We start from the raw sequence: 26,172 nt of genomic DNA, 5'->3' as shown, positions 1-26,172 counted from the left end.
GAAATTAAAAATCGCCTCTGATATACTTTTCCGCAATCACTAAAACTTTATTGTCCTGGAAATTGAGAATAAATGCTTTATCACCGACATTAAATTGTTCTTCCCCTTCCGTTATCGCTACTACATCGATTAGACTATCTCCGACATTAACTCGTACTTTCCCCTTACTATTTTTATCGAAGGGGATTTGAACAACTCCGATTAAACCGATGAGAGAGTGATAATCGACGATACTATTTACCTGTTGGTTGTAGCGTCTTAACTTGACTAAAATTAGGAGTAGAATAGCCAAACCAATACCTACCCCTAAAGAAATTAAAACGATTGTGAGCAGTTGAGCATTCATAGTTGAGTTATTTACCGTTATGGTTGCCCCCAATCTAATTGTTAACTAATTCGAGACTTCAGCCATTTCAATCACGCGATCGGCATTATCTTTGACCAAAAAATTTAAAGGTTTATTGCGACGAACTTTATACTTTAAGCGTCGTGATTCCACCCGCATCAGAATTTGTTCTAAACAATCGTGATCAAAACAAACGTGACGATGACGATCCTTATAACCCGAGGTTGCTCCAGCAACGATATGCAGTTGGGTATTTTTCTTTAACTGATACCATAAACCCTGGGGTTGATCTCCCAAAGAAGGGTTGGCAGTAGTCACAGCCGGATTACTAGACATATAAAATGGGTCAATCATATTATTGCCCATCGTCTGCTCATAATTGTAATAGTAATGGAGGGGAACATCGGCCGTGGGTAAATTTAAAAGTCCTTCATAAAATTGTCGGGCTGTCTCCAAGTCTGTCACCATGATTGTATGAACTTTTGGGGCGCTAGTTAGAAACATCCACATGGCTAAGGCATAAGCGGCCAGAAGCATAACCATAATCCCCTGGGTGGACAGGAGAGTATCAAGGGGTAGGAAAGCGCCGAAGAAAAGATGATTTATCAACACTGATGTGATCCTATTGCCTAAGAATTTCTATCATTCCCTAATTATAATCACGACGCTGAAACTTAAGTTAACAGGGTGGGGAGTGACTAAGTTCCGTACGTTTGTATTAAAATGCTCCTATGGGATGAATAAATGATGGGATGATGACATTGGGGAGGAAAATATGAGGAATGAGCGGAGATGAAAGCGTATAGTGGAGGTAGAGCCATCCCTAGAAAGTGAGCGACTGTTATGAATTCTTTTGCGCTTCCCGTCTTTCTGCAATCAGGTTTAACCCTACTGGCATTTTTAGTGCTGGTTATCCTGATGGCCTAAATTTTAATCCGTCTGTGACTTCGATCAAGTCGGGGACGATCGATAGTGCCGACTAAATTTTGATAGACAGTTAGCATCTGGTCGGCGATCGCCGACCAACTATATTGATTTAAGACTAAATCCCTGGCATTTTTCCCCCTTTGCTGGCGAATTTCAGGATTAGTGATAGCCGTTGCCAAAGTATTAGTTAAATCCTCAAGCTGACAAGCTGTCACCCATCCCGCAGCCGCTGCTGCCACCGCAGGATGCAGATCCACTCGATCCGAGATCACCACAGGAATTCCGGCAGCCATAGCTTCTGCCACTGCGATGCCAAAATTTTCATAGTAGGAAGGTAAAACAAATAAATCGGCCCTAGCGAGGAGGCTATTTTTGACTTCTCCGGTGACAAATCCGGTAATTGTCGTATTTTTGCCCAATATTGACCGCTCGATCTGATTTTTAATCCGATTTTCATAGTCTCGATTCTGGGGATTGCCTCCTGCTAAGACAAAATGAAAATCTAGTCCCTTTTCTAACAACCTTTCTAAACTGGGCAGCAGTAGATCTAGACCTTTTTTCGGATCAAGACGGGACATATAGAGGATGATCGGTTTATTTTCGGGAAGATCAAAACCGGCTACTGGTAAAGCTTGTGGGTTAAAAAAATCTACCCCTAGGGGGATGATAATATCTTTCGTTGTTATATTAAATCTTTCGGCAGTTTGACACTCCTGCTGACTGGTAAAATGAACTGCCGCCGCCGCCGCTAAATTGGGTTTTTCCAGAAAATTGGCATATATTTGTTTAAGTTGCCGTTTTTTTTGCAAATCTGCCGGATCGAGGGTGCCTAGGGGACGGAGAATATAGGGCAGTTGATGATAACGAGCGATCGAAGCCGATATACTGCTCACAGGGGAGAATAAAGCGTGAATATGGGCGATATCGTAATCTTTTGCCCTATTAGCCAACCAAGTAAACAGATCAATGGAAAATTTATAGCGCCGAAAGGGAGAACAGCGAAAAAAATAGATTTGATAGCCATTTTGACTAACAGGGACCCCTAAAGGCACATCTAGGGGTGCTTGTCCCGTGTCACCATTGGAATCGGTGGTAATAATAGTCACCTCTTGGCCTAGTTGCGCCAAGGCTGCTGACAAACCGAGTACCATTTGACTGGGGCCACCGTAAACAAGGGAAATCGAAGGAACAATCTGAAGAATTTTCATCTTTTTGGTACAAAGGCCAAGACTTGTTAAGATCGATCGAGCCGTTCGCTCAAATTTACCACTTCTGTGGCTCTCATTTATGGTAATCGACTTTCTGCCCTTCACTATCAATATTTCCCCGGCCTTTATTGCCGGTAGCTGTCTCTGGTCTTTAGCATTATATTTGGGGTTAGCTGGGGTACGAAATTGGTTTATAGAAATTTTCTATCGCTGGTTTAATTTTGCCGAGCGTTTCCTCTATACTTCCCTAGAGGAGTTTGAAAAAACTCGCGTCGCAAGAGAATCCCAAAATGCTTTTTATGCCTCTATCTTTAGTATTATTCCCTTTCTCATTCTCGGCGGGTTCTCCGATTGGTTAATTGAGATTAGTTTAGGAAAAAGTTGGCCGATTAGTGTCGGTATTCTCGCCTGTGTTGCCTCTGGTGTCTATGAATTAGGACGGCAGGATGGCAGCGGCAATCAGTAAATTAAGCTGTTAACTATCTCAATTACTCCTTGGGACTGCACGGGGGGGACAAGTTAGTCGATTTTAACCCTTGATTATAGCTCAATCTTTTCCTTCCAGACGATTTTTATGTTTATTAAGAGTCTTTTGTAGTAAATTCAAAACCTCATTGGCAATCTCAATAACTTGATGGGTACCAAAACCGGCCTGAGTTAATTCTTTAAAAAAAGCCTTAGCGACAATTTTGGCTAATTTCGGGGGATAAGGATGGACAGCGATCGAATGTTCGGACTGAATTTCTGCTATTTCTCTAGTCACTGCCATAGTCACAAAACGAGATTTTAATATCCCTTGCAAATGAAAAATTTGCAGGGATTGGGCCGCCTGTTGAGCGAATAACTGCAAGATTTCTAAATCTAATGGTTCAAAATGTTTTTTATCTAGGGGAAAACTGAGATTAATTACTCCAATTACCTGCTCGTTTAGGATAATCGGTACGGATATAAAACTATTATTATTTGATCTTTTGGGATAACGGGCTGTACTGGCAAATGGCGATCGAGTGATATCTTTAATTAGTAAAGGTTTCCCTGTCGCCGCTATAGTGCTGGCAATAGCTTGATCGAGTTTAATTATTTCTTGATCGGCTAAAGGTGATAGATCATCATAATGGGCAAAAACTTCTAGATAATCGGTAATTTCCCCTTTTAATTCCTGTGGAGAGCTTAACAGGATTGAACAGCGCTGCGCTCGCAATTGATGAGCACTTATACTAGCTATTTTCCCAAAAATATCTTCGAGATTTTCCCCAACATTCAAGACAAGAGCCAGAGCCGTTAATTTGGGGTTAAAATTATCCATGTATTCAATCATTTATTCAGTCCGAGTTTAGGCTTTTAGGGTGAGGGTGACATTCCCCATCTCCTTGTTTATCTGAGTCTATAGCTTGCCATAGCATCTGATCGAGGTGCTTTTTTACTCGTTAACTGCTCTATTGTAGATGTAGCCAAAACTTCTGTGTCTCTCTTGTTTTTTGTCTTCCCTCTGGCTACTCTGAGATCTAGTAGGTCAGACCAGTTCAACCTGACTGGAGTGAAAGATGTTGCGTTTTCTCTGGGCAATTTTGGCCGGTGTGGGGATGGGGTTAACAGTAGCGCCAGTTTCTTGGTGGTTACTCGCTTGGATTTCTCTCGTCCCCCTGTGGATTATTGTGAGATTAGCGGAAAAATCCCTAAAAAAACAGCTTTTATACGGTTTTGGCTGGGGTTTTGCCTACCATGGCCTCGCTTTATTCTGGATCACGGGAATTCACCCGATGACGTGGATGGGTGTCCCCTGGTTAGCTAGTTTGTTAATTGCCCTGTTTTGTTGGTTGTTTATCACTTTTTGGGGAACGGCGATCGTGCTAACTTGGACGTTAGTTATGTTTTATGTCAACAAAAGTGTTAATCAGTCATCTTTTCGGGATGCTCTCCTACGGGTTTTCATCGGCACTGCTCTCTGGTGTGGGTTAGAATCTCTCTGGAGTCAATCCCCTCTCTGGTGGACTACCCTTGCTTATAGTCAAAGTCCCCATAATTTATTGATTCTGCAATTGGGCAAATTATCGGGTTTTACGACGGTAACGGCGGCAATTGTGGTAGTTAATGGTTTAATCGCCGAAAGCTTGCTCCTAATCCGTCAATCGCGGCAAAATCTCGCTTTTCTATCTTTACCCCTACTTATTTGTTTTAGCCTCCATCTCTGGGGATGGAACACATACCATAAACCGATCGAAAAGTCAAGGGATTTAGGGATAAAAATTGGCGTAATTCAGGGCAATATTCCCAACACGATCAAACTTTCGCCCCTAGGATTTCAAAAGGCCCTCGAAGGTTACACCTCTGGTTATCAAATTCTCGCCGATCAAGGAGTAGATGCCGTCTTAACTCCTGAAACCGCCTTACCCTACTATTGGGAGAACTTAGTCAATAATAGCTCGATTTATTCGGCAATTTTAGCGAAAAAAACGCCGATCTGGTTAGGTGCATTCGGCAAGGTGGACAAGGGTTATAGCAATAGTCTCTTGACCATTGATGGCGAAGGACAGGTGATTAGTCGGTATGATAAAGTAATTCTAGTGCCTTTAGGCGAATACGTTCCTTTTCAGGAAATTTTGGGCGGAATTGTTGATCGCCTTTCTCCCTTGCAAGCGCACTTAATACCGGGAGATCCCGCTCAAATTATTGACAGTCCTTTCGGTAAAATAATTGTGGGCATTTGTTACGAGTCAGCTTTTTCCGAACATTTTCGCCGTCAAACTGCCAGAGGAGGCGAATTTATTATTACTGCTTCTAATAACGCCCATTATAGCCACGCCATGCCCGCTCAACACCATGCTCAGGATACCATGCGAGCGATCGAAACCGATCGATGGATGGCCCGGGCCACCAATACAGGTTATTCTGCTTTTGTCGATCCCCACGGTAATCACCTTTGGCTATCGGATTTGGATAAATATCAAATCCATAGCGAAACAATTTATCGACGGGATACGAGAACTTTATATGTGCGCTGGGGAGATTGGTTAACTAAAGTTTTAATCATGACTGCTGGACTAGCTTGGCTCTGGAGAGCTTGGGATTAAGGTGACAGTGCTATACTTTTTCGTAAATAAACTGTTAAATAACCTAAGTTTTTGCTGCAATGAAAGAGCAATTTGTCAAGTGGTTGAATAGAATCTTAATATTTGATGTGTTTTTAGTGATAGCGGGTTTTCTCTGGTTTGCCGTGGCTGTTATCGGTGAATCCACAGGAATTCCCCTAGGGTTTAAACTTTTTCAGCGTCTTTGGCTGCCCCTATTCAATCCTGCTATTAGTATTTTAATTGCGGGGGCGATTTTCAGCTGGGCGATTAATAAAATACAAGAACGCTTGTCCCCTAAATAGGGTTTGCTTAATTCAGTTGTCAGTTATCAGTTATCAGTTATCAGTTATCAGTTCACTGTTTACTGAAAAAACTCCCCTACTTCCCCACTTCCCCACTTCATAATTCATAATTTATAATTCGCCATCTCCTATAGCTTTTAAAGTCGTCTTTGCCAAGCAACAACTAATTTAATTTCCTCATAACTATAATTATCTCCCAGATTTTCCTTGAGAGTTTTCAGGGATTGAACGCCCACTTTTTTGATCGCTAAACGAATATATTCCTGTTTATTCTTAGAAACTAACTGATTAATATCAATTTCGTAACCAGCTTCCAGCAATTTAGCTAAATGTTCATAGATGGTTGAGACTTTTAAGCTTCTTTTGCGAGCGATTTCTTCCGCAGTCAAACCATCTTGATAGTATTGGAGAGTGAGGAATTGAGTAGAGGGAAGACTATCCTGACAAAAATCATTAATTGCCGCTATAAATATATCCCCATACTGTTGAACTTTGCTTTGTACTACTCCAGAAATTTGACGAAACTGCTCTAAACTACGGGGTTTTGATTCGGCCATCAAACGCAGGCTAGAATCATGGAAAATAACGTAGGGAGGAATCCCTTGACTATCGGCAATTTTCTTCCGCAATTGCCGCAAGCGATCGAATAATAAATCACTTTCCAGCGTATTGGGATTGTCGTCTCCCAAGATTTGACCGTTAGCTTTTTGGGGGACGGCAATAAACACGGAACGTTCTTTCCGCATCACTTCCCAACTGTGTTGATTAAGTTTCAAGATTCTAAAATCGTCTTCAGTTTCTACCAGTAGATTTTGCTGGACAAGGGAACGACTTAAACGTTTCCACTCCTGCACAGTTTTATCTTTACCGATGCCATAGGTGGATAATAAATGATGTTGATATTGGGTGATTCTTTCACCTTTTCCTCCCCTGAGTACGTTGATTATGTGCATCATACCGAATTTCTGTCCCGTCCGCGCCACACAGGATAAAAATTTTTGTGCCTGGATTGTCCAATCCTCAGAATTGTTCCCATTCCGACAGTTATCACAGTTATCACAGTTACCAGCAAAACTTTCTCCAAAGTAGCCTAGTACACTCGATCTTCTACATTCAGTCCCTTCGGCATAATCTAACACCTGTCGCAATTGTTGACGTGCTTTCTGTTGTTCATTTTGCTCGGTTTTTTGGTTAATAAAATACTCAATTTTTCTGGCATCGGCAAAGCTAAAAAAGAGGGTACATTTAGCTGGTTCCCCGTCCCTACCGGCGCGGCCAGATTCTTGATAATATCCCTCTAAATTGCGGGGTAAATCATAATGAACGACAAAGCGCACATCCGGTTTATTAATCCCCATACCGAAGGCAATTGTCGCCACCATAATCTGCACATCATCCCGAATAAAACGGGTTTGATTTTCGCTTCTTTCCCGATCATCCATACCGGCATGATAGGGTAGGGCATTAATACCATCTTTTTGTAACTGTTCGGCAACTTGATCGACGGTTTTGCGACTGATACAGTAAACTATTCCTGCTCCTTTTTGTCCTTTAATATATTGATACAATTGCTGATAAGATTTACTGGTTTTAGGTTGAACTTCATAATAAAGATTAGGACGATTAAAACTAGCAATATGAATGGAAGTATCTCGCAATCCTAATTGTTGAATAATATCTTCCCTAACCTGTTGGGTAGCGGTGGCAGTTAAAGCCAGAATTGGTGCGGAGGGAAAGCGTTGACGTACTTGTTTAATTTGTCGATATTCAGGGCGAAAATCATGGCCCCAATCGGAGACGCAGTGAGCTTCATCCACCGCTAAACAGGCTAAACCGAGGTAATTATCAATAACAGCTAAAAAATCTAAAAAACTAGGCGATAATAATCTTTCTGGGGCGACATATAACAGTTTAATTTTTCCTTGCAGGATTAAAGATTCTCTGTCTCTGACTTGTTTAGTGTTTAAGGTGCTATTGAGAAATGTTGCCCCGATGCCATTATCAGCTAAAGCAGTTACTTGATCCTGCATTAAAGCAATTAGGGGAGAAACCACCACCGTCACCCCTTTTTTGATTAAAGCAGGTAGCTGAAAACAGAGAGATTTACCGCCTCCGGTGGGCATAATTACTAATAAATCCTGATTATTTAAGGCAGCCTCAATTATTTGGCGTTGATTCGATCGAAATTGATCGTAGCCAAAGTGATATTTTAAGGCTTTTTCTAAAGAGTCAATTGCAGCCATTGAGCAAGGAGAAAAATATTTTTATGGCAGTTATTTTAAGGTTAGGGATTTAAATAGTCAGTGTTCGGTAATCAGTAAAAAGAAAACTGAGAGCCAAAACAACTGACTTTAAGATTGTCTCACCTGATCGGGAACACCCACAAAGGAGAGATTGGCTAATTTTTTCAGATTTTGACAGCGCAATAACTCGTTAAAATTGAGACTCGATCGCCCTTCAATTTCAGCTATAGTCTCAATAGCCGATAATAAACTTTTGGCGGCCTCGGTTTCCGTATAACCGCGTCTAACGGCCACTTTTATGGCTGCTTCGTCCGCGTCTAATTCCCGTTGGGGGCTGCGTTTTTCTCGCCAAATCCGGTTAATTGCCAAGGCAGTTAACCCCCCCGCTACTGCCATACCGACGGCATCGGTTTGCAGGGTTTCCACGGTTAAACCGATCATACCAGCCAGAGCAATTACTTGATCGAGATCGGGTTTAAACCATTTTACTGCCGTTAAAACACAGACGGCCCTTAACAAGACTAAATCCCGTTGGAATCTTGATAATTGCCGCCAGAGGTCAAAATTAATTGGAATCGGTCTGACTCCTCTTTGCCAGGGCAGGGGAAAATTAGTTTCGATTACCTTGGTGCTTTCGGGTTTGCTGACAATGCGCGTCATCATCCGTCCCGAAGCAGGCATGAGGTCTAGTAAATGACTAATCTCGTTGTCTTGGTTCATCGATCGCCAGCCAATAGTCTTCGATCATTGAGTATAATCGCTTTCTGAGTTAATATCTCTTTTCCGACAATTTTCTCAAAGTTGAGTTTTGTTAAGAGAGGAAAAACGCTGGGGTTTGCGGACGGAAGGGACAAGGGGACAAAAATCGCTTCTCCCCACTTACTACTCTGCTATGCCTTTTAAACAGGATGTAGTATTTAATTTTACACGATTAGTTATCAGCTAACTAGGAAGATTTTTGTGCCAAGTAAAATCAAAAGTTGCCCCTTCACCTGCTGAGTATTCTACCCAGATACTTTCTCCTTGACTATCAAGAAATTTTTCTTATAATTGATATATCTATGCCTGTATTTTCTGTTTTATCTCGGGAATTTAGTATCTGAAAAACCTCGAAGACTTTTTCTTGATATTCGGGGACGATACCCTCGATATTAACTGATAACTTATCACTGCTATAACCCTCCCCAAACTAATCGGGCTGCCCAAAAGGGAATTAACAAAAATAAAGCGATAAAATCAGCCCATCTTAACTGTAATTGGTGCCAGCGCACTTGATGCTGATTGGGACTGGTAAAACCGCGAACCTCCATAGCGATCGCTATTTGTTCAGCGCGCAAAAGCAAATTATCTAGTAATTTTTCCACTACTGTTAACCAGACGTTTAAACTCCTTTTAATCCCTAATTTTTGCCAATCGATCGCCCTAGTTCGCACCGCCCTAGCTAGATTTTGCACTTCTTCTAAAACCAGAGGAATAAAGCGCAAAGACAGGGTAAGAGTCAGAGAAATTTCCGTCACCGGCACATTAAATCGCCGTAAAGGACTGATTAAATTCTCTAAACCTTCGGTAATTTCTTCCGGGGCTGTCGTCAACAAAAAGAGATTAGTGCTATAAATTAAAGTAAAAATTAGGGTACTAATTCTCACCGCTAATTCCAAAGAACGTCGGGTAACAAATAAACGGCCTCTATCCCATAAAACATACTGATAATCACTTGCTGGCGGTAAATTCAGCCCTTCCTCTGGTAAACGCGGCTGAATACTCACTGCTAAACCATCGGGAGTGATAGCAGTAATCAGAAAGACGATAATCGCTAAAAATATCAGCCAGCCCATCTGTTGCCGCCAGACCCGGGGGGGAATAGGGGCCAGCAGGGTTAACAACATTAACAACCCCACCAAAGCTAAACGCCACCAAGCATTAGCTAATAAAGGTGCTGCTAAAAAAGCCATTAACCAGATAAATTTTACCCGGGCATCTAGTTGATGTAGTCGGGTAATCGGTTGATCGAGATAAAGACCGATGGGCAAACTTCGCAATAAATCCATAAATTAGACCTTGGTGGCTCTATTAACCGTTTTTTCCACTTCTCGCGCCGGTTTGCCGCGCCAGATTAAGCGGATCGGGGTTCCTTTAAAGCCTAACTGTTGTCGGAATTGCCCTTCGATGTAACGGCGATAATTATCATTAAAGCGCTGGGGATCGTTAACGAAAAGGGCGATGGTGGGGGGTTGACTCGATACTTGCGTGCCATAGTATAGTTTCCCCTGTTTTCCGCCCCTGGTGGTGGGGGGATTGTGCCATTTAACCGCATCTTCGATCACATCGTTGATTACCGAGGTACTGACGCGACGACGGTGAGATTCGGCGGCAATATCGACTAATTCGAGGATTTTAGTGACTCTTTGCCCCGTCATGGCGCTGACAAAGATCATTTCTGCCCAATCCATAAAATACAGCCGATCTTGGAGCATTTTGGTGTAAGTATTGATGGTGTAGGTGTCTTTCTCCACCGCATCCCATTTATTGACCACTAGCACCACCGCGCGCCCTTCTTCAATGATTCGTCCCGCCAATTTTAAATCTTGTTCGGTGACACCATCTAGCACATCGATGACGAATAGCACCACGTCAGACCGGCGAATTGCCTTAAAAGCACGGTTAATGCTGAAAAATTCGGCTCCATAGTCCACATTCTTCTTACGGCGAATGCCGGCGGTGTCAATTAACCGATAAACCTGTCCTTCTCGTTCAATTAAAGTATCGATCGAGTCTCTGGTGGTTCCTGAAATCGGACTAACGATCGCCCGTTGTTGTCCGGTTAAAGCATTGAGGAGACTGGATTTACCCACGTTAGGACGACCGATAATTGCCACTTTAATTTCTTCATTTTCGGTAATTTCCGCCGCGGGTGGCAAATATTTAATCACCGCATCGAGTAGTTCGCCCGTACCAGAACCGTGAATAGCTGAGATGGGGAAGGGTTCACCGATGGCTAATTCCCAGAATTCCGTCGCTTGCAGGACACCCTGTTCCACCGATTCACATTTATTGACTGCCAAAAGTATCGGGACATTTTGCTGTCGTAACCAAGCGGCAATTTCTCGATCGCCGGCGGTAATTCCTGCCTGGCCATCGACGACAAAAATCGCCACACTTGCCTCTGCTAGGGCGATTAAAGCCTGTTCGCGGATTAAAGGGAGAAATTCGCTGTCATCGTTAAAAACTAGCCCTCCTGTATCGACAATTTGAAAATCTCGATCGCACCAGAAAGCTGGTTGATAGGTGCGATCTCTGGTAATCCCGGGTTGATCGAAAACGATCGCCTGTTGATCTCCAGCGATACGATTGACGAGGGTAGATTTGCCCACATTGGGACGACCGATAATAGCGACGACAGGCAGTTTCATAAAGGGAGGAGGGGACGGAAATTAAAGACCCAATATTCTATCATAGCGATTTGCGATCGACCTTGGTTGATTTAAACGTTGGTTTGAACAAAGATAGTAGTGATGGAGACAGGAGACTATTTTTATTTATTCTCCCCACACTTCACTCTCCTATAGCTTTTAAACGGGATTTAGTATGACAGGTCTAATGACACAGAAAACAAGGAAGCGCGAGCGATTCATGTTAATTTTTATTAAGAAGCGATCTTTGATGAGAACAGACAACTATGAACTTCGAGATTCCCAGTGCCGTAAAAACTTGGTCACAATTTGGCCATCCCATTTTAATGTGGGTTTTATTAGGATTAACTATCTATGCGCTCTATTCGGGGCTACAATGGCGACGGACGCGGACAGCAGATAAAGACCTAAAAAAAGAATTATTACCCAAAGATTTTCGCACTAAACACTATCAAATTGGCTCCCTAATCCTCGCTTTAATGGTGTTGGGGACGATCGGAGGTATGGCGGTGACTTATATTAATAACGGTAAATTATTTGTCGGCCCCCATCTACTGGCCGGTTTAGGGATGGTGGGTTTAATCTCGATTAGTGCCGCTTTAGTACCTTTGATGCAAAAAGGCAACGAATTGGCGAGAATCACCCATATTACCCTTAATGCCGTCATTTTAGGTCTTTTTGGCTGGCAAGCCTTCACAGGAATGGATATAGTCCAGCGTATTCTCAGCAAAATGTAAGAAACTCTCAACCGATAGGATGCGTCTGATGACGCATCCAACCCTGAAAAGTGCTTTCAAAATAATCACAAATTATATAGCAAAAAATGGGTTATTTAGGACGCTTTCAATTTTCAAACTCTTATCGGTCAAGGGTTTCAGCGATTGATTGTCCTAACCACCCCGATCTTTGCTATAGAATCTTTCTGACGGGTAGAAACAAAAAGTAAAAAATCAAATAAATAGAGCTAGTGTTTCTCATAAAATACGAATTGTAACCTAATGTAGTGGTGCAAAATAAAATGAGATGACTATTGAGGAGAAGACAAGTCGCAGAAAATCTGGCTGGCAATGGCTGCACTGCGGCGAATTTGTTCAATTTCGGAAAGACTTTGCCAATTTTCGGTGTCTATATTAGTTTCGCTCTGGCCATTACGCATAGTATAGGCGTAGGGACGGGCAAAAACCTCTAAATCTTCTAGAGACCATTGGGGAAAGAGATCGCTAAGACAAACAACAAGGCGATCAAAGTCATCTAATTGACTATTAACTAGATTTTCAGCACTTTCTACTAGACGATTTAAATGTTCGGCTGGTAGTAAAGAAGCAAATTTATCAAAGATATTAGACTGGGGTGAAACGGAAACTGTCGGGAATTTTTGGTGTAAATTGCTAAAGAATCTATGAGCTTGTGCCTCGATCGCCGTCGCTTCTAAGCCTTCACACAGAGAAAAAGGGGTTTCTGTCACGTCTAAGGGATCATTGCTCTCAACAGCGGTTACATTCCAGGGATAGGTGTCTTCTTCTTCGATCAGGATTGCCAAAAGTTCATCGGTAATCTGTTCGGATAGGGATAAATGGCTCATAAATAACACTCCGTATTTTAGCCTTTGTGGTGTCCAATCAGCAACTACATCTCGGTTTTGACAATTCCCGAAGGTAAAAACAGACTTTTGGTGGAAGTCAGGCAAGAGGCACTCTTGCCATGGGGCGATAATTAACCCTTGCATATCATTATTGATTACTTTTTGACTTTTGCCAGGGGTTGATCAGAAAAGTGACATAAACTTCTCCACGCCTGAATTTGGTTATTGGCTAACTCTTCCCGGTTGGTCGATTGGTAGCTCTTGATCGATTGTACTAGGATAGATAGAATTGCTGCTGCGTTTTATTGACTGGTGTGACGAGATGATTGTGGCAACTTTCTGCTGACATTTGCTCGATCTTCTTCCCGCTCCAGCGCTCTGGTGCTCTCCACTCGCCACTCTTCCATAGCTTTTATATAGCGGTGTGCAGTCGTATGAGGTACAGTGTCACGAGCTATAAACCATGCTAGGCAAAGCTTAGTCTGTATCTCACTCAATCGCTTACCGCTATAGTCATTTCAATTAAGATTAAGAATATCAATCCCAGATTTCATAAGGGTTTTGTCGGCCTAGACTGTATCAGACTTATCTGAAATGACTATAAAGAGGATTTAGTCTTAGTACAGTCGCCAAGAATTACCAGCAGTGATTGCCTTATTTACCCAACAGATTTTTGTGAGAGAATAGTGAGCGACAATTCTGCTTTGATCTATGGTCAAAAAAACCTCTAGAAAACCAAGCTATACTCAAATTCGCTGGCTCTGTCAAATAATTGTCGCTCTGATTGTCTTAATGCTGCCGGTGACAATTACTCTGCGACTGGTTTTAGCTTTTCTTGCGGCTTTGATAGTGGCAATTGTGTTACTAGCTTACAGAATTTCTGGCGTTGCCCCCTGGCAGTTAGAACTATTAAAATCTCCCAATCATCGGGTGGCATTTCTGGAATCCCTATTGTATACGATCGGCAGTTTCGGACTATTAATTTATCTGATCGCTTCCGAACACGCCATCGTTCATTTTGCCTGTGGTTTTCTGGGTATTATTAGTGCTTGGTTAACCATACAACTGATCTACAGCAAAGAATATGCAGTGCGCTACTATCATGATGGTAAAGGGCTAGTTTTTCCTGATTGCGATCAACCTAATTGGACGGAATTTCTCTATCAAGGTTTTTGTATGGCGGCTTGTTATCAAACCTCCGATACCAGTATTAATAGTACGGCGATGCGGCAGCTGGTAGCAACCCACGGGATGCTTTCCTATTTTTTATCCGTCTCGATTATTGCTATTATTTTTGGAATGATCGGTAATTTACTCTAAGCAAAAAAGATATTTTATCAAGGAAGTTATGGTTCATCAGAAAATTAATCTCGATCGCCTCAGTCCAGAAGAGGCACTAATTACCCCCACCTATGCCTCCCGCGCCCTGACTTCCGCTGTACCTAAATACGAGATTCCCGAGGGGGAAATGCCGCCGGCGGTGGCGTACAATTTAATTCGGGATGAACTCGCCCTTGATGGTAATTCTCGCCTGAATCTGGCTACTTTTGTCACCACTTGGATGGAACCGGAAGCCAAACAATTAATGGCGGAAACCTTCGATAAAAACATGATCGACAAGGATGAATACCCACAAACCGCCGAAATTGAACTGCGTTGTGTGAATATGATCGCTAGACTCTGGAATGCTCCCGAAGGCGAAGCCGCAACCGGTTGTTCTACCATTGGTTCCAGTGAAGCGGCGATGTTGGGAGGCATGGCTTTAAAATGGCAGTGGCGCAAACGCCGACAAAAAGAGGGTAAACCCACCGATAAACCTAATTTAGTCATGGGTATTAATGTGCAGGTTTGTTGGGAAAAATTCTGTCGTTATTGGGAGGTAGAACCGCGTTTTGTGCCGATGGAAGGGAATCGTTTTCATCTCGATGCGACGGAAGCAATTAAACTAATTGACGAGAATACGATCGGGGTAATTGCCATTATGGGTAGTACCTTTGATGGTAGTTACGAACCAGTCCAAGAAATTAATGATGCCCTAGAAAAATTGAACAGAGAAACTGGCTGGCAAGTTCCCCTGCACGTCGATGGCGCTAGTGGTGGTTTTATCGCCCCTTTTCTCGATCCCGATTTAGTCTGGGATTTTCGCCTCAAATGGGTTAAATCGATTAATGCTTCCGGACATAAATACGGTTTAGTCTATCCCGGTGTCGGTTGGATTATCTGGCGAGATCGGCAAGAATTGCCAGAAGAATTAATTTTTCATTGTAATTATTTAGGCGGCGATCTGCCTAATTTTGCTCTGAATTTTTCTCGTCCTGGCAATCAAGTAGTCGCCCAATATTATAATTTTTTACGCTTGGGTAAAGAGGGTTATCGACAAATTCATCAAGCCTGTCGAGATACGGCTCTGTATTTATCGGGGGAAATTGCTAAGATTGGACTGTTTGAATTGATTACCGATGGCAGCACTATTCCGGTTTTTGCTTGGAAATTAAAGGAGACAATTAGCGATCAAACTAATTATAGTTTATTCGATTTAGCCGATAAATTGCGCGAGCGTGGTTGGTTAGTTCCTGCCTATACAATGCCCAAAAATCGCCAAGATTTAACTGTGCAGCGCGTGGTGATCAAAGAGGGATTTAGTCGCGATATGGCGGATCTGTTGTTGCGGGATATTCGGTCAGCGATCGCATTCTTTAAATCTCAGTCTAATTATCAGTCAAAACTATCTGGTTCCCATTTCCATCACTAACAGATGTTGAGGAAAAACTCGCTTAAATTTCCCAAAAATTGGCAACCCTTACAAAGTTTTGGTGTTGCCAATTTTTCCACACGAATTATTCACCGAACTGCCCAAGGAAATTTTCATATTTGGTCATCTCGGCGCTTTCGTAAACGCCATAGCAGTGAAATGAAATCTAGCACTTCTGACTTAATTTCCTCGAACTTAAAGCCTTTTAAATACTGGACTTGGCAATTAGATAATTTAACCTGGTGGATCGGTTTTATTTTTACCATTGGTTCAATTTTATTCGTCGTCGGGGCAATTCCGATGATGTTTCCCCATCCCCCCTTAGAGAGAATTTCTGTCATTAATTTTATCGGTTCAGTTTGTTTTACTTTTGGTTCCTATGCTGCCTTTTTAGAAGCTATTCATTTAAATCTAGATGTTACTCTGATTCGGGATGCAGAAATACTGGAGGAAAAAATCGGTACTGTCTCCCATCCCTTACCCAAACTAATTAAAATTAAATGGTTTGCGTGGCAACCTGATCGCCTTGAATATTGGGTAACTTTCATTCAATTTATCGGAGCTTGTCTATTCAATATTAATTGTTTTTTTGCCATGGCACAAGGTTTAAGTTGGCAGAGTGATGATCTGTTAATTTGGATTCCTAGTACCCTTGCTTCTCTTCATTTCTGCACCTCTAGTTATTTGGCTTTTGTCGAAGTTTATCATAGTTATTGGTCTTGGCATTTTAAATAGATAGAATGGTGGATTATGGTGTTAAATTTAGGTGGTTCTCTTGGCTTTTTGAGTGGCAGTATTTTCGGCTTTTTTGGACAAGGAACAATTATTTGCTGTCAGGAATGGGGAACAAATTTCTCCTTTTTATCGGGTTCACTTTTGTTTTTAGGAGGTAGTTATTTAATGATTCCCGAAATGTTGCAAGAATAGCTTTCATCTGTGAAAATTTCCCTCCTGTCTCAACCTAGGATATCTATATCTCATCGAGGACAGTAATTACTGAACCTTACCCTACTACACAGATAAAAATCTGAGTTAATCCTATGAAATTTGTATCATTTTTCGATATTAATCAAATATCTTTAATGCCAACTATACCATCTAGAGCTAGAGGATGGATAAAAAAAACTGGGCATACTTTGGTAATATTGATCGTAGTTTTACTACTGACTCTAAGTACCCCTCTTTTGGGAATAGCTCAAAATCCGACACAACCAGAAAATAAAATTGACGGCTTTCCAGTTATGTTAGATGGAAAACCCCTCTTTTTTATCCGGCGGGGAGTTTCTTCATTTTCGGCGGAGGAGAGAGCTAACGCTGTTACCCGGAGAATTGAAAGAATTGCTCAAAATGATTCTATTCCTGTGGAGAACCTGACAATTGAGCAGATTCCTGATGATAACTCACTTTATTTAAGTGTAGATCAAGAAGTAATTCTAACGGTGACGGAGCGAGATGCAAAAGCCTATCGTTCAACGCCGGAGGTTTTAGCTCAACAAGCTTTACAAAAAATTCAGGTCGCTATCGCTCAATATCGCCAAGATCGAAAACCCGAACAACTACTTAAGAATATCATTTATACGGTTATAGCCACCTTTGCTTTCTTGATTATTAGCTTTGCAGTTATCAAAATTTCAGGGAAGCTATTTCCCTTTATTAGACGTTTGATTGAATCCTTAACACCGGGCATTCAAATCGGGAATATCGAGATTGTATCTTCCTCTAAAATCAGCTTTTTTTGGCTGCGAGTTTTTCGGATAATTCGCTTATTTGTTCTGTTTTTATTATTATTTCATTATGCCACATTTGTACTTCGTTTATTTCCCTGGACAAGAGTTTTTGGCGAGAGTATTTTAGGTTATTTTTATCAATCATTAGAACTGGTTTTATCCTCTATTGCCCAATATCTTCCCAATGCCTTTATTATTGCCATAATCATTTTTATAACCTACTACTTAATCCGGTTAATCAAGCCCTTTTTTACAGCAATAGAAAGAGGAAATCTGGTTATTCCTGGTTTTTATACTGATTGGGCTAAACCGACTTACAATATCCTATTAGTCATAATTCTTGCCATAGCAGCAATAGTGGCTTTTCCCTACTTGCCCGGTTTTAATTCTCCAGCTTTTCAAGGCATTTCTGTTTTTCTTGGTCTTCTTTTATCCCTTGGTTCTACTTCAGCGATCGCCAATGTTATTGGGGGAATTATTCTTATCTATACCCGTGCCTTTCGCATCGGAGATCACATTCAGGTAGGAGAGGTAATTGGCGATCTAATTGAAAAAAACTTCCTAGTCATTCGCATTTGCACTCCCACTAATAAAATCATTACTATTCCTAACTCATCTTTATTAAGTAGTAATGTCATTAACTTTAGTATTTCCTCGCGGGAATTAAACAGAAATCTAATTATTCAGACAACGATTACCCTAGGTTACGATCTGCCTTGGCGAAAAGCCCACAAAACCTTAATTGAAGCGGCTTTAGAAACCGAGCATATCCTCAAAGAACCCGCCCCTTTTGTCCTGCAAACTAGCCTAGATAATTTTTACATCAGTTATCAGTTAAACGCTTACACTAACCAACCCAATTTGATGGTAATAATTTATTCAGAACTCCATCAAAATATTCAAGATAAGTGTAACGAAGCCGGGATTGAGATTCTCTCTCCCAATTACACCGCCCTACGAGATGGAAATACAACAACCATTCCCGAAAATTATTTACCTTCCGATTATGTTGCGCCTCCCTTTCGCGTTCAATCTTCAGACAATCAAGAAAACAACACATTATGATAGTAAATCAGTTTTTAAGCCCTCACTGTTGGCGGATTATTAATATAATGTTAATTGAGCTTAGAAGGAGATAAATCGATGACGGCATCCTATGAGCAAGACTTTGGACTTTGGGCCGAACAAATGGCCGATTTATTAGCCTCTGGTCAGTTTTCCGAGTTAGATATTGAGAATTTAGTCGAAGAGGTGCGGGATTTGTCGAAACGGGAGCGCGATCGCTTACTCGCTAGTCTCAGATTAATTTTGCATCATTTATTAAAGTGGGACTATCAACCTCAAAGGCGATCGCACAGTTGGCTGGGGACTATTCAACGAGAAAGAGCTAATATTAGGCTTTATTTGGACGATAGCCCCAGTTTAAAGCGATATTTAACCGATGAAAGCCTATTTAAACTCTATGCTGTTGCTTGTTCCGATGCCTTTAGAGAGACGGGATTAGAGTTTCCCCCCGTTTGTCCCTACGGTATTAAGGATATTTTAAATCGTTCTCTTCATTTGTCGGAATGATAAAAGGCGATCGCAGTTTGCTGCTAGAGCTAAGGGCGATCGTTTTTAGGGGTATGAGATTAAAGGAGGTAATTACCCGCCCAATTCTTCACCAACTAACAACCGCAATCACCTAAATTTTCGGCTCAGTGGAGACCTAAGCGTGGCTTCTAGCGGATCATTGCCCGCAGGGAACTAGAGAGTTGATTGGCTGCCCGTGCGGCCACCAATCCCGAAAGGGCGGCGACGACCACTGTAGCAAGGCAGGTTAGCTGGGCTGCCCCTGGACCCCCTACCCCCAGTACCATCGCCACGGCGGTCAAAGGTAGGCGATAGCCGCCCGCAATACCAGCCGCTGCCCCTGCGGCACCGGCCAGATCCCCCGAAATCTCAAAGGTGGTGGCGAACACCCGGCCACTGAGGTCGCCGATCGCCAGAAAAGGGACAAACACGCCGCCACAGCCCCCAGCTAAAACCGCAGCAGTGGTGGCGGCAGCCCGGAGCAGAGCTACCGCCAACAGGTGGTAAGGAGTCGTTTCAATGTTTTCGGCCCAGACGATAGCGGCTCCCCCTGGACCAAAAGCCGCGGCGGGAGTCGCCACCTGTCCGATCACGATCGCCAATAATAGCATCACCAGGCCACCGATCAGGAGACGAGTGGCGGGCCTGTCCCGCAAGCCTCTGGCCCAGTAGATCGCCTCACCAGTGAGGGCTGTAATCGTGCCAGCGATCGCTCCGATCAACAAAGTGGCAGCCACCGCATCCCAGAAGTCAGTCGGGGCAACCTGCGGCACGACCAGCCGGATCAGTTGCAGCTTAAAGGCAACGTTGACTCCCCATCCCACCAGTCCCCCAGCTAACATCGCCGCCACTCGCTCCGGGGTGATCGGAACCTGGCGTCGCTGACTCAACTCAAACATAAAGAAGCTGCCCACCAGCGGGATTCCCATCAGGGCAGAAACACTTGCCGCCCCGCCGCCGATTGCCAGCGGCCGCACCAGTTGATTCAGGGCTGGATTTATGCTACCTAACCAGGTTCCTGTCGCCACGCCAATATGAGCCGCCGGTGATTCTGTTCCCATGGGCGCACCCAGTCCAACAGTGGAGAGAATAGCCAAAGCCCGCAACGGTGCTAGATTCCAGGGGAAGCGCTCTTCTGCCCCGGATGCGTTAACCACGTCACCGGTCAGGTCGGCGCGAGCAATGTCATGGGGGAAAGAGTACCAGGCCATAAGAGAACCCCAGCGGCCAGAGACAGTGGCCTCCCGGGGAGCTAAGGTCTGCACGGGTTGGCCCCTACCCAGTCCAAACAGGACTAGCACTGCTAAGCTAACGCCCACCAGAGGCAGCAGCTGTAGCCAGACGTTGTCTAGGCCAGAGGCAATCCTGAGGGTTTGCTTAATTGCCTCAGTCAGTAGTACTGCGGCCAGAGAGCCGATCAAACCGCCGAGCAGACCAGCAACAGCCCAGCGGCCTACCCTAGTTAACAGAGGTTGTGGTTTATTATTTGCCATAGAGTTGAATTACCCTCATTTAATGCTGGATCTCGGTGATAAGTAAAGACGTGAACGGGTAGGCCCTAGAAGTCAGGTGTCGCACGACGGCAAACGGAGGGGGTTGACATTTTATTTAGGTGCGCTATACCGTAGATCTGACTAAGTTTTTTCCTGAAAAGGTTGGGAGGGGGAGCAAGCCTTAGGTCCATAGATCAAGTATTGCCCTATGGACTTCGCCCTATCCTTAATCACTAAGTAATTTAGCATAATATGTTCTGAACAACCCAGTTATTTAGCCGTTGTTGAAGTTTGTCATAGTTATTGGTCTTGGCATTTTCAATATCTAGATGGGGGATCGTGGTGTTAAATTTAGGTGGTTATCTTGGCTTTTTGATCGGCATATTTTCGGCTTTTTCGGACAAGTAATAATTGTTTGCTGTCAGGAATGTCGAACAAATTTATCTTTTTTATGGGGTTCACTTGGGTTTTTAAGAGGTAGTTATTTAATGATTAGCTTTCAGGTTGAGTATTTACTGGTCAACTGTAGTGCATTTAAACTGGATATTAGAGTTTTAGAAAACAAACTAGGACACTTACTCTCTCCCTTATCCCCTGCATTCTTAACAAGTAATTTAGATAGGTCAGCAGCTTAAAACTGTGCGTTTTAAGCTGTAATTGTTGCTAGATTGGAGGCTCTTGACAAAGGATCATGTTAAATTATGTTTATCCTGAAGATTATTGGGTAAACTTTCATGATACTATAAAGATATGACAATATTTTTTAAGGCTCACGATCAATGCAATCCCTAATGCTTAGAGTTAAAACTGCTTGGAGAAGTAAAAAACTAAGGAGAATTATATCGCTCCTATTGCTTTTTATCTTGATGCCAATTTTTCTTTATGCTTGTTTTAGTGATCTTCCTAACCAATCATCGGAGCAACGGCAAGGAACCCTTTTGGTTTGGTATCCAGAAGAGGGAAATTTAACTAAATTATTAGGTCTCGGTTTGCAAGAGTTTAGAAAATTAAATCCGCAGGTGACAATTCTTGAACAAGCTATTCCTATCGATGAGATACCCGAACGTTTTTTTAAACAATCTCAAAGCGGATTAGGTGCGAGTGTTATTCTAATTTTTTCGAGAAATATACCCAAATTAGTATCCCAAGGAGTACTGAAGGAAATTGACCAGAAAAATCTAGATTTATCTATTTATTATCCCCCAACGCTGAAACAAGTTAGCTATCAAGGAAAAATCTATGGCATTCCCTTAGGTTCTCGTACTACTGTACTGTGTTATAATCAAAAAAAATTACAAGTTAGTACCGATCCGCTGCTGAAGCAACCTCCCACCAGTTTAGAGGGATTAGTGGAACGTGCGCGCAAAGGTTATTCTGTGGGGATGGTGTCCTCTTTTGAAGATACTTTTTGGGGAATGGCAATTTTTGGCGGCTATTTGTGGGATGATCAGGGTCGGATGCAACCTCGCTTGGATGGTTGGGCAAAATGGCTAGAATGGCTAAAATTTGCCTCGTCACAGCCTAATTTTATCCTCAATCGTCAACGGGAATTACTTCATGAGGCCTTTGCTGGCGGCCGCTTAACCTATTATGTGTGTAATTCTATTGAAATTGCCGATTTAAAAAACAGCCTACAAGATGATCTCAGAGTCGCTTTACTTCCCCAAGAAACTCAAGGTAAAGCAGCACCAATTCTCTATACACGGGTGATGGTATTTAATCGCAATAATAGTGATAATGAAAATCGTTTGGGATTAGCTTTAGGAAAATTTCTCACTAATCCCGAACAACAATTGCAAGCAATCATCCAAACAGAAAGTTTTATTCCCACTAATCGACGGGTGCAGATCGAAGGAAATTTACTACCGATCGAATCGGTATTATTACAACAATCTCAAAATGCCGTGGCAGTTCCTCTGGATGATTGGGAAAAGTTGAATCAAATTTTAGAAGAAGGAGAATTTTGGTATGAAAGAGCGATCGCTGGTGAAATATCTTCCTCAAAAGCAGCCCAGCAACTGACACTTTATATTCAATCAGATCTCGATCAGGAAGTCAAGAAAATAAATTAATATGAACAACAATATTCCCTCTCTTTCGGAAATAATTGCTAACCAATTATTATTTTTAGGACGCAGAGACGTTCAAAACCAATTAACGATTATTTTTCTGTCTTTAATTCTTGCTTGGTTATTGTCACAATGGTTATGGTTTTACTTAAAAAAAAGATTCCCTCACGTCACCAGTTTTATTCATAGTGATAAAAATTTAACCCTCCGTCAATATTTTGCTATCCTGATACAGTTTCTTAATTTTCCAGTTATTAGTATAATTTTACTTGACTTAAATTATCTAATTTTTTTAAGTCAAAATTGGACAAGAGGAATGATTAGTTTATCTATAAAACTCCTGTGGTTTTATCTAGTTTATCGTGGTTTATTAGCTGGACTATACGCCAAGTTTTCCGTCAATACAATTAAATATTATCATTTCCGGCTTTTAGCACCTTTACTGGTGTTATTTCTCCTGAGAACCATGATTGGTTTCTACAATAATATTCAGGAAATTGCCCAAGTATCTCCCTTTAATTTATTCAATAGTCCGATCACATTGAGAAGCATATTTATTTTGATAATAGCTCCCTATTTTCTGGTAATTTTTGTTGATATTATAGAGACTATAATTTTGAGTATTGCTAATTTAAATCAGCAAGCTAGTCGCGGTGAAATTGAAGCAACTTTGCTGTTAGGACGTTATTTTTTCATTGTCTTAGGTTTTATTCTCATCTTGGGTTATGTGGGAGTTAATGCAACGGCAGTAGCGGCAATTACTGGCGGTTTATCTGTGGGTATTGGTTTCGGTATGCAGCAAGTAGTCAGTAATTTTGTTAGCGGTATTTTACTATTATTTGAAAAAGTTCTCAAACCTGGTGATATAATTAATATTGAAGGACAGACTTCTCAGGTAAAAAAGCTAGGTATTCGAGCCACAACAGTGCAAATCCTTACAGATAATTCTGAAAAAATTATCCCCAATCAAAAGTTTTTCACTGAGGATGTCACCACCTATACTGGTAGTGATAACTTGATTTATTGTTCAATTGTTATCGGAGTTGGTTATAATTCTAACGCAAAACAGGTGATGAATTTATTGCTAGACATTGCTGATCAACATCCTCACATACTTAAAAACCCGCAACCAGTAGCCTTTTTTCTTAATTTTGATCATTCTAGTTTAAACTTTGAATTAAAGTTCTGGTTGAATGATGTTAACAGGAAAAAGCGAGTCATTAGTGATATTAATTGTGTTATTCTTGATCTGTTTACTCAAGAGGGTATCGAGATTCCCTTCCCGCGACAAGATATTCATATTCGCAATGATTAGCAATTTATCCCAGTCAAAAACCCTATCTGATTATTTTCATTTCCAAATATATCACTTTCACTTATTAAATTCATCTATTTATTGTTTTTTGTTAATAGTTTATATCTTGACATAAAAACAACTTTCATATAATATCTAGGTTAGATAGTATATTCAGAAATACTCAATAATCTAGAATCAAAATCACCCAGATTAATATTTCGAGGTTTTGCTCATGCTTTTTGTTTTTAATTTGCTTGGTGCTTTATCGATGTTTGTTGAACTTAGACATCAATCGCCGTAACACTTTTTTCCTTTAATTGCTGTCATCTACCCTAACTAACAATTCCATGATTATCACCAGTTTACAGAATCGTTTTTCCAGAAATAATCCCACCCGTCGGCTGCGAGCTTTTCTACTAGGTCTTTTCGCCGCCACTATGACCGCTTTACCCCTAAAAGCTGCCGAAGAAATTGAATTTGTTTATACTCCCCTCGTCTTTTCTGTATCGGTAGCATCCCTAGAAACCTTCGCTAAAGAAGGAAAAATCGATGCTAATTTAAAAAATTTTCTGGCCAGAGCAACTCCCGAAGCAAGAGAGCAGTTTCGTGAGGCTTTATTAACAAAAATTGACATCGATCCTGTTTTACTATCTCGTTTTTTTAATAGTGTAATGGGTGCTGATATGCTCTCTCGTTTGGGGAAAAGTATCACCATTCAAGGGGGAATTAATGGTAAATATGCCCTGCGGAGTGCGATTGTTAGTGCCGCTTTTGAACCGGGAGGCTTAACCCTTTTAAACGTCCTGAAAAAATTCCCCAATAATATCCAGTTACAGGGGGAAGAAATCCTCGGATTAGCTAAAGCCCTTGATTATGCCATTTATGTGGCGGAAATATTTATTAAAGATATGCGCCTCTGGACAGCCGAGGAAGCGGCTGCCGTTAAACCAGCGATTAATTATGCCCGTTTACCCGATTTGCGTCAGCGCGGTAGCTTTCAGGTAAAAAAAGAAGTTTGGAACCTAACCGATAGCAGTCGCAATCGCAGTTTATATGTGGATGTTTATATCCCGGAAACTTTCCGAGAAGGCAAAACACCTGTAATTATTTTTTCCCACGGATTAGCCTCGCGACCGGAAGATTATGCCCAAGTAATTGAACATCTAGCTTCCTACGGATTTTTAGTAGCGGCACCGCAACACCCCGGCAGTGATATCAAATACCTACAAGGAATGTTAGGGGGGTATTATCGCAATATTTTTGATCGAGATGAGTTTATTAATCGACCCAAAGATATTAGCTTTGTCATCGATGAATTAGCAAGACGTAATGCTAGTCAATTTCAAGGTAAACTTAACCTCACTAATGTGGGAGTAGCGGGTCATTCCTTCGGGGGTTATACATCTCTAGCTGTTGCCGGCGCACAAATTGATTTTGATAATCTTGCTAAAGATTGCAACCGTCCTTATTCCGGGATTAATATCGCTATTTTACTGGAATGTCGCGCCCTGGAATTGCCTAGACAGGTCTATAATTTTCGCGATGAACGAGTCACGGCTGTCTTTGCAGCTAATCCCGTTAACCGCAGTATTTTTGGAGAAAAAGGTTTAAGTAAAATCTCGATTCCTGTCCTCTTGGGTTCAGGAAGTTATGACCCAGCAGCTAATCCGATTTTTGAACAGGCCATTCCTTTTACTTGGTTAAAAACGCCGGATAAATATCTGGCCATGGTGGAGGGACAAGCTCATGTAAATTTTACGGAATTGGATGCAGGAATGCAAAAAACACTGAAGTCTGTGGTCAATATCACTTTACCCGATCAAAATTTAATTGGGGATTATGCGGGGGCTTTATTTGTCGCTTTTTTTGAAGTTTATATTGCTGATAATGACAAGTTTCGTCCTTTTCTTCTGTCTAGTTATACAGAATATCTCAGTCAGGGACAAAAGTTTAAATTAGACTTTATTACTGCCGCTTCTGACGAGAAATTATCTCAATTAATTGAGAAATTGCGAGTACATCGGCAATAGGCACTCTTGCAATAGTAAAACTTAGGGTGCGTTAGACGGCAAAAATTCCTGACGCACCACCTATCATCAACTAAGTAGCTGGTTACAATCAAAGATAAAATACAAAGAAACTGAAACCTGTCCCACTATCTAACAGTTAATTG

23 protein-coding genes are annotated in these 26,172 nt (G+C 41.8%); 13 read left to right on the top strand and 10 right to left on the bottom strand.

Translation table 11 applies throughout. The annotated features are described in order from the left end of the window. Window positions 1-4: 4 nt before the first annotated feature. The 3 genes from MiAbW_RS09535 to hpsP form a co-directional block, all read right to left on the bottom strand. A complete protein-coding gene (locus MiAbW_RS09535; RefSeq protein ID WP_151695928.1) occupies window positions 5-346 on the bottom strand; it encodes a hypothetical protein in 342 nt (113 codons plus the stop codon). A gap of 45 nt (window positions 347-391) precedes the next feature. Next, entirely contained in the window at window positions 392-958 is a 567-nt protein-coding gene (locus MiAbW_RS09530) for a glyoxalase-like domain protein (protein WP_151695927.1), read from the bottom strand. Window positions 959-1,269: 311 nt separating this feature from the next. Continuing rightward, the gene (gene hpsP, locus MiAbW_RS09525) at window positions 1,270-2,481 is read right to left on the bottom strand and encodes a hormogonium polysaccharide biosynthesis glycosyltransferase HpsP (RefSeq protein ID WP_151695926.1); all 1,212 of its coding nucleotides are present in this window, start codon (window positions 2,479-2,481) and stop codon (window positions 1,270-1,272) included. Window positions 2,482-2,560: 79 nt separating this feature from the next. Here hpsP and MiAbW_RS09520 point away from each other — a divergent pair, with 79 nt between their 5' ends. Then, window positions 2,561-2,947, top strand: coding sequence for a hypothetical protein (locus MiAbW_RS09520; RefSeq protein WP_002739650.1), 387 nt, complete (start codon window positions 2,561-2,563; stop codon window positions 2,945-2,947). An 81-nt stretch (window positions 2,948-3,028) separates the two neighbouring features. Here the strand turns inward: MiAbW_RS09520 and MiAbW_RS09515 are convergent, their stop codons facing one another. Continuing rightward, window positions 3,029-3,787, bottom strand: a complete 759-nt coding sequence (locus tag MiAbW_RS09515; RefSeq protein WP_151695951.1) for a GAF domain-containing protein — start codon at window positions 3,785-3,787, stop codon at window positions 3,029-3,031. Between the two features lie 238 nt (window positions 3,788-4,025). On the opposite strand from MiAbW_RS09515, the gene lnt reads away from it, so the two are divergent. Next, window positions 4,026-5,552: an apolipoprotein N-acyltransferase gene (lnt, locus tag MiAbW_RS09510; protein WP_151695925.1), complete on the top strand. Its 1,527-nt coding sequence runs from the start codon at window positions 4,026-4,028 to the stop codon at window positions 5,550-5,552. Between the two features lie 59 nt (window positions 5,553-5,611). Continuing rightward, window positions 5,612-5,854 carry a hypothetical protein gene (locus MiAbW_RS09505; protein WP_108936261.1) on the top strand — a complete coding sequence of 81 codons (243 nt, stop codon included), beginning with the start codon at window positions 5,612-5,614 and terminating at the stop codon, window positions 5,852-5,854. 137 nt (window positions 5,855-5,991) lie between these two features. Here the strand turns inward: MiAbW_RS09505 and recQ are convergent, their stop codons facing one another. The 4 genes from recQ to der all read right to left on the bottom strand — a co-directional run bounded on the left by recQ (window position 5,992) and on the right by der (window position 11,507). Continuing rightward, on the bottom strand, window positions 5,992-8,097 hold the full coding sequence (recQ, locus tag MiAbW_RS09500) for a DNA helicase RecQ (protein WP_151695924.1): 2,106 nt from the start codon (window positions 8,095-8,097) through the stop codon (window positions 5,992-5,994). A 108-nt stretch (window positions 8,098-8,205) separates the two neighbouring features. Then, window positions 8,206-8,817 (bottom strand): DUF3318 domain-containing protein, encoded by a 612-nt coding sequence (locus MiAbW_RS09495; protein ID WP_151695923.1) that lies wholly within the window; start codon window positions 8,815-8,817, stop codon window positions 8,206-8,208. A 452-nt stretch (window positions 8,818-9,269) separates the two neighbouring features. Further along, window positions 9,270-10,145 carry an energy-coupling factor transporter transmembrane component T family protein gene (locus MiAbW_RS09490; RefSeq protein WP_151695922.1) on the bottom strand — a complete coding sequence of 292 codons (876 nt, stop codon included), beginning with the start codon at window positions 10,143-10,145 and terminating at the stop codon, window positions 9,270-9,272. A 3-nt stretch (window positions 10,146-10,148) separates the two neighbouring features. Next, a complete protein-coding gene (gene der, locus MiAbW_RS09485; RefSeq protein WP_151695921.1) occupies window positions 10,149-11,507 on the bottom strand; it encodes a ribosome biogenesis GTPase Der in 1,359 nt (452 codons plus the stop codon). Window positions 11,508-11,773: 266 nt separating this feature from the next. On the opposite strand from der, the gene MiAbW_RS09480 reads away from it, so the two are divergent. Next, entirely contained in the window at window positions 11,774-12,244 is a 471-nt protein-coding gene (locus MiAbW_RS09480; protein WP_002760891.1) for a DUF4079 domain-containing protein, read from the top strand. Window positions 12,245-12,534: 290 nt separating this feature from the next. Here the strand turns inward: MiAbW_RS09480 and MiAbW_RS09475 are convergent, their stop codons facing one another. After that, window positions 12,535-13,089 carry a hypothetical protein gene (locus MiAbW_RS09475; RefSeq protein WP_151695950.1) on the bottom strand — a complete coding sequence of 185 codons (555 nt, stop codon included), beginning with the start codon at window positions 13,087-13,089 and terminating at the stop codon, window positions 12,535-12,537. A gap of 711 nt (window positions 13,090-13,800) precedes the next feature. On the opposite strand from MiAbW_RS09475, the gene MiAbW_RS09465 reads away from it, so the two are divergent. The 6 genes from MiAbW_RS09465 to MiAbW_RS09445 all read left to right on the top strand — a co-directional run bounded on the left by MiAbW_RS09465 (window position 13,801) and on the right by MiAbW_RS09445 (window position 19,140). Further along, window positions 13,801-14,409, top strand: coding sequence for a DUF1345 domain-containing protein (locus MiAbW_RS09465; RefSeq protein WP_151695919.1), 609 nt, complete (start codon window positions 13,801-13,803; stop codon window positions 14,407-14,409). Between the two features lie 28 nt (window positions 14,410-14,437). Then, window positions 14,438-15,841, top strand: coding sequence for a glutamate decarboxylase (locus tag MiAbW_RS09460; protein WP_151695918.1), 1,404 nt, complete (start codon window positions 14,438-14,440; stop codon window positions 15,839-15,841). A 3-nt stretch (window positions 15,842-15,844) separates the two neighbouring features. Further along, on the top strand, window positions 15,845-16,576 hold the full coding sequence (locus tag MiAbW_RS09455) for a hypothetical protein (protein WP_238707231.1): 732 nt from the start codon (window positions 15,845-15,847) through the stop codon (window positions 16,574-16,576). A 15-nt stretch (window positions 16,577-16,591) separates the two neighbouring features. Then, window positions 16,592-16,768 carry a hypothetical protein gene (locus MiAbW_RS20010; protein WP_238707230.1) on the top strand — a complete coding sequence of 59 codons (177 nt, stop codon included), beginning with the start codon at window positions 16,592-16,594 and terminating at the stop codon, window positions 16,766-16,768. Window positions 16,769-16,881: 113 nt separating this feature from the next. Then, complete coding sequence (locus MiAbW_RS09450) at window positions 16,882-18,633, top strand: mechanosensitive ion channel family protein (RefSeq protein ID WP_172967359.1); 1,752 nt, start codon at window positions 16,882-16,884, stop codon at window positions 18,631-18,633. A 78-nt stretch (window positions 18,634-18,711) separates the two neighbouring features. Further along, window positions 18,712-19,140: a DUF29 domain-containing protein gene (locus MiAbW_RS09445; protein ID WP_151695917.1), complete on the top strand. Its 429-nt coding sequence runs from the start codon at window positions 18,712-18,714 to the stop codon at window positions 19,138-19,140. A gap of 149 nt (window positions 19,141-19,289) precedes the next feature. Here the strand turns inward: MiAbW_RS09445 and MiAbW_RS09440 are convergent, their stop codons facing one another. Then, window positions 19,290-20,633, bottom strand: a complete 1,344-nt coding sequence (locus MiAbW_RS09440; protein ID WP_151695916.1) for a chloride channel protein — start codon at window positions 20,631-20,633, stop codon at window positions 19,290-19,292. Between the two features lie 779 nt (window positions 20,634-21,412). Between MiAbW_RS09440 and MiAbW_RS09430 the strand changes: the two genes are divergently transcribed. The 3 genes from MiAbW_RS09430 to MiAbW_RS09420 all read left to right on the top strand — a co-directional run bounded on the left by MiAbW_RS09430 (window position 21,413) and on the right by MiAbW_RS09420 (window position 26,029). After that, complete coding sequence (locus MiAbW_RS09430; RefSeq protein WP_151695915.1) at window positions 21,413-22,705, top strand: sugar ABC transporter substrate-binding protein; 1,293 nt, start codon at window positions 21,413-21,415, stop codon at window positions 22,703-22,705. A gap of 1 nt (window position 22,706) precedes the next feature. After that, on the top strand, window positions 22,707-24,017 hold the full coding sequence (locus MiAbW_RS09425; protein WP_151695914.1) for a mechanosensitive ion channel family protein: 1,311 nt from the start codon (window positions 22,707-22,709) through the stop codon (window positions 24,015-24,017). Between the two features lie 329 nt (window positions 24,018-24,346). Further along, window positions 24,347-26,029, top strand: coding sequence for an alpha/beta hydrolase (locus tag MiAbW_RS09420; RefSeq protein WP_151695913.1), 1,683 nt, complete (start codon window positions 24,347-24,349; stop codon window positions 26,027-26,029). The last annotated feature ends 143 nt before the right edge of the window (window positions 26,030-26,172 follow it).

Source organism: Microcystis aeruginosa NIES-4325, from assembly GCF_008974145.1.
Classification (GTDB): Bacteria; Cyanobacteriota; Cyanobacteriia; order Cyanobacteriales; family Microcystaceae; genus Microcystis; species Microcystis aeruginosa_G.
This window is presented reverse-complemented; position numbering and strand designations above follow the sequence as displayed.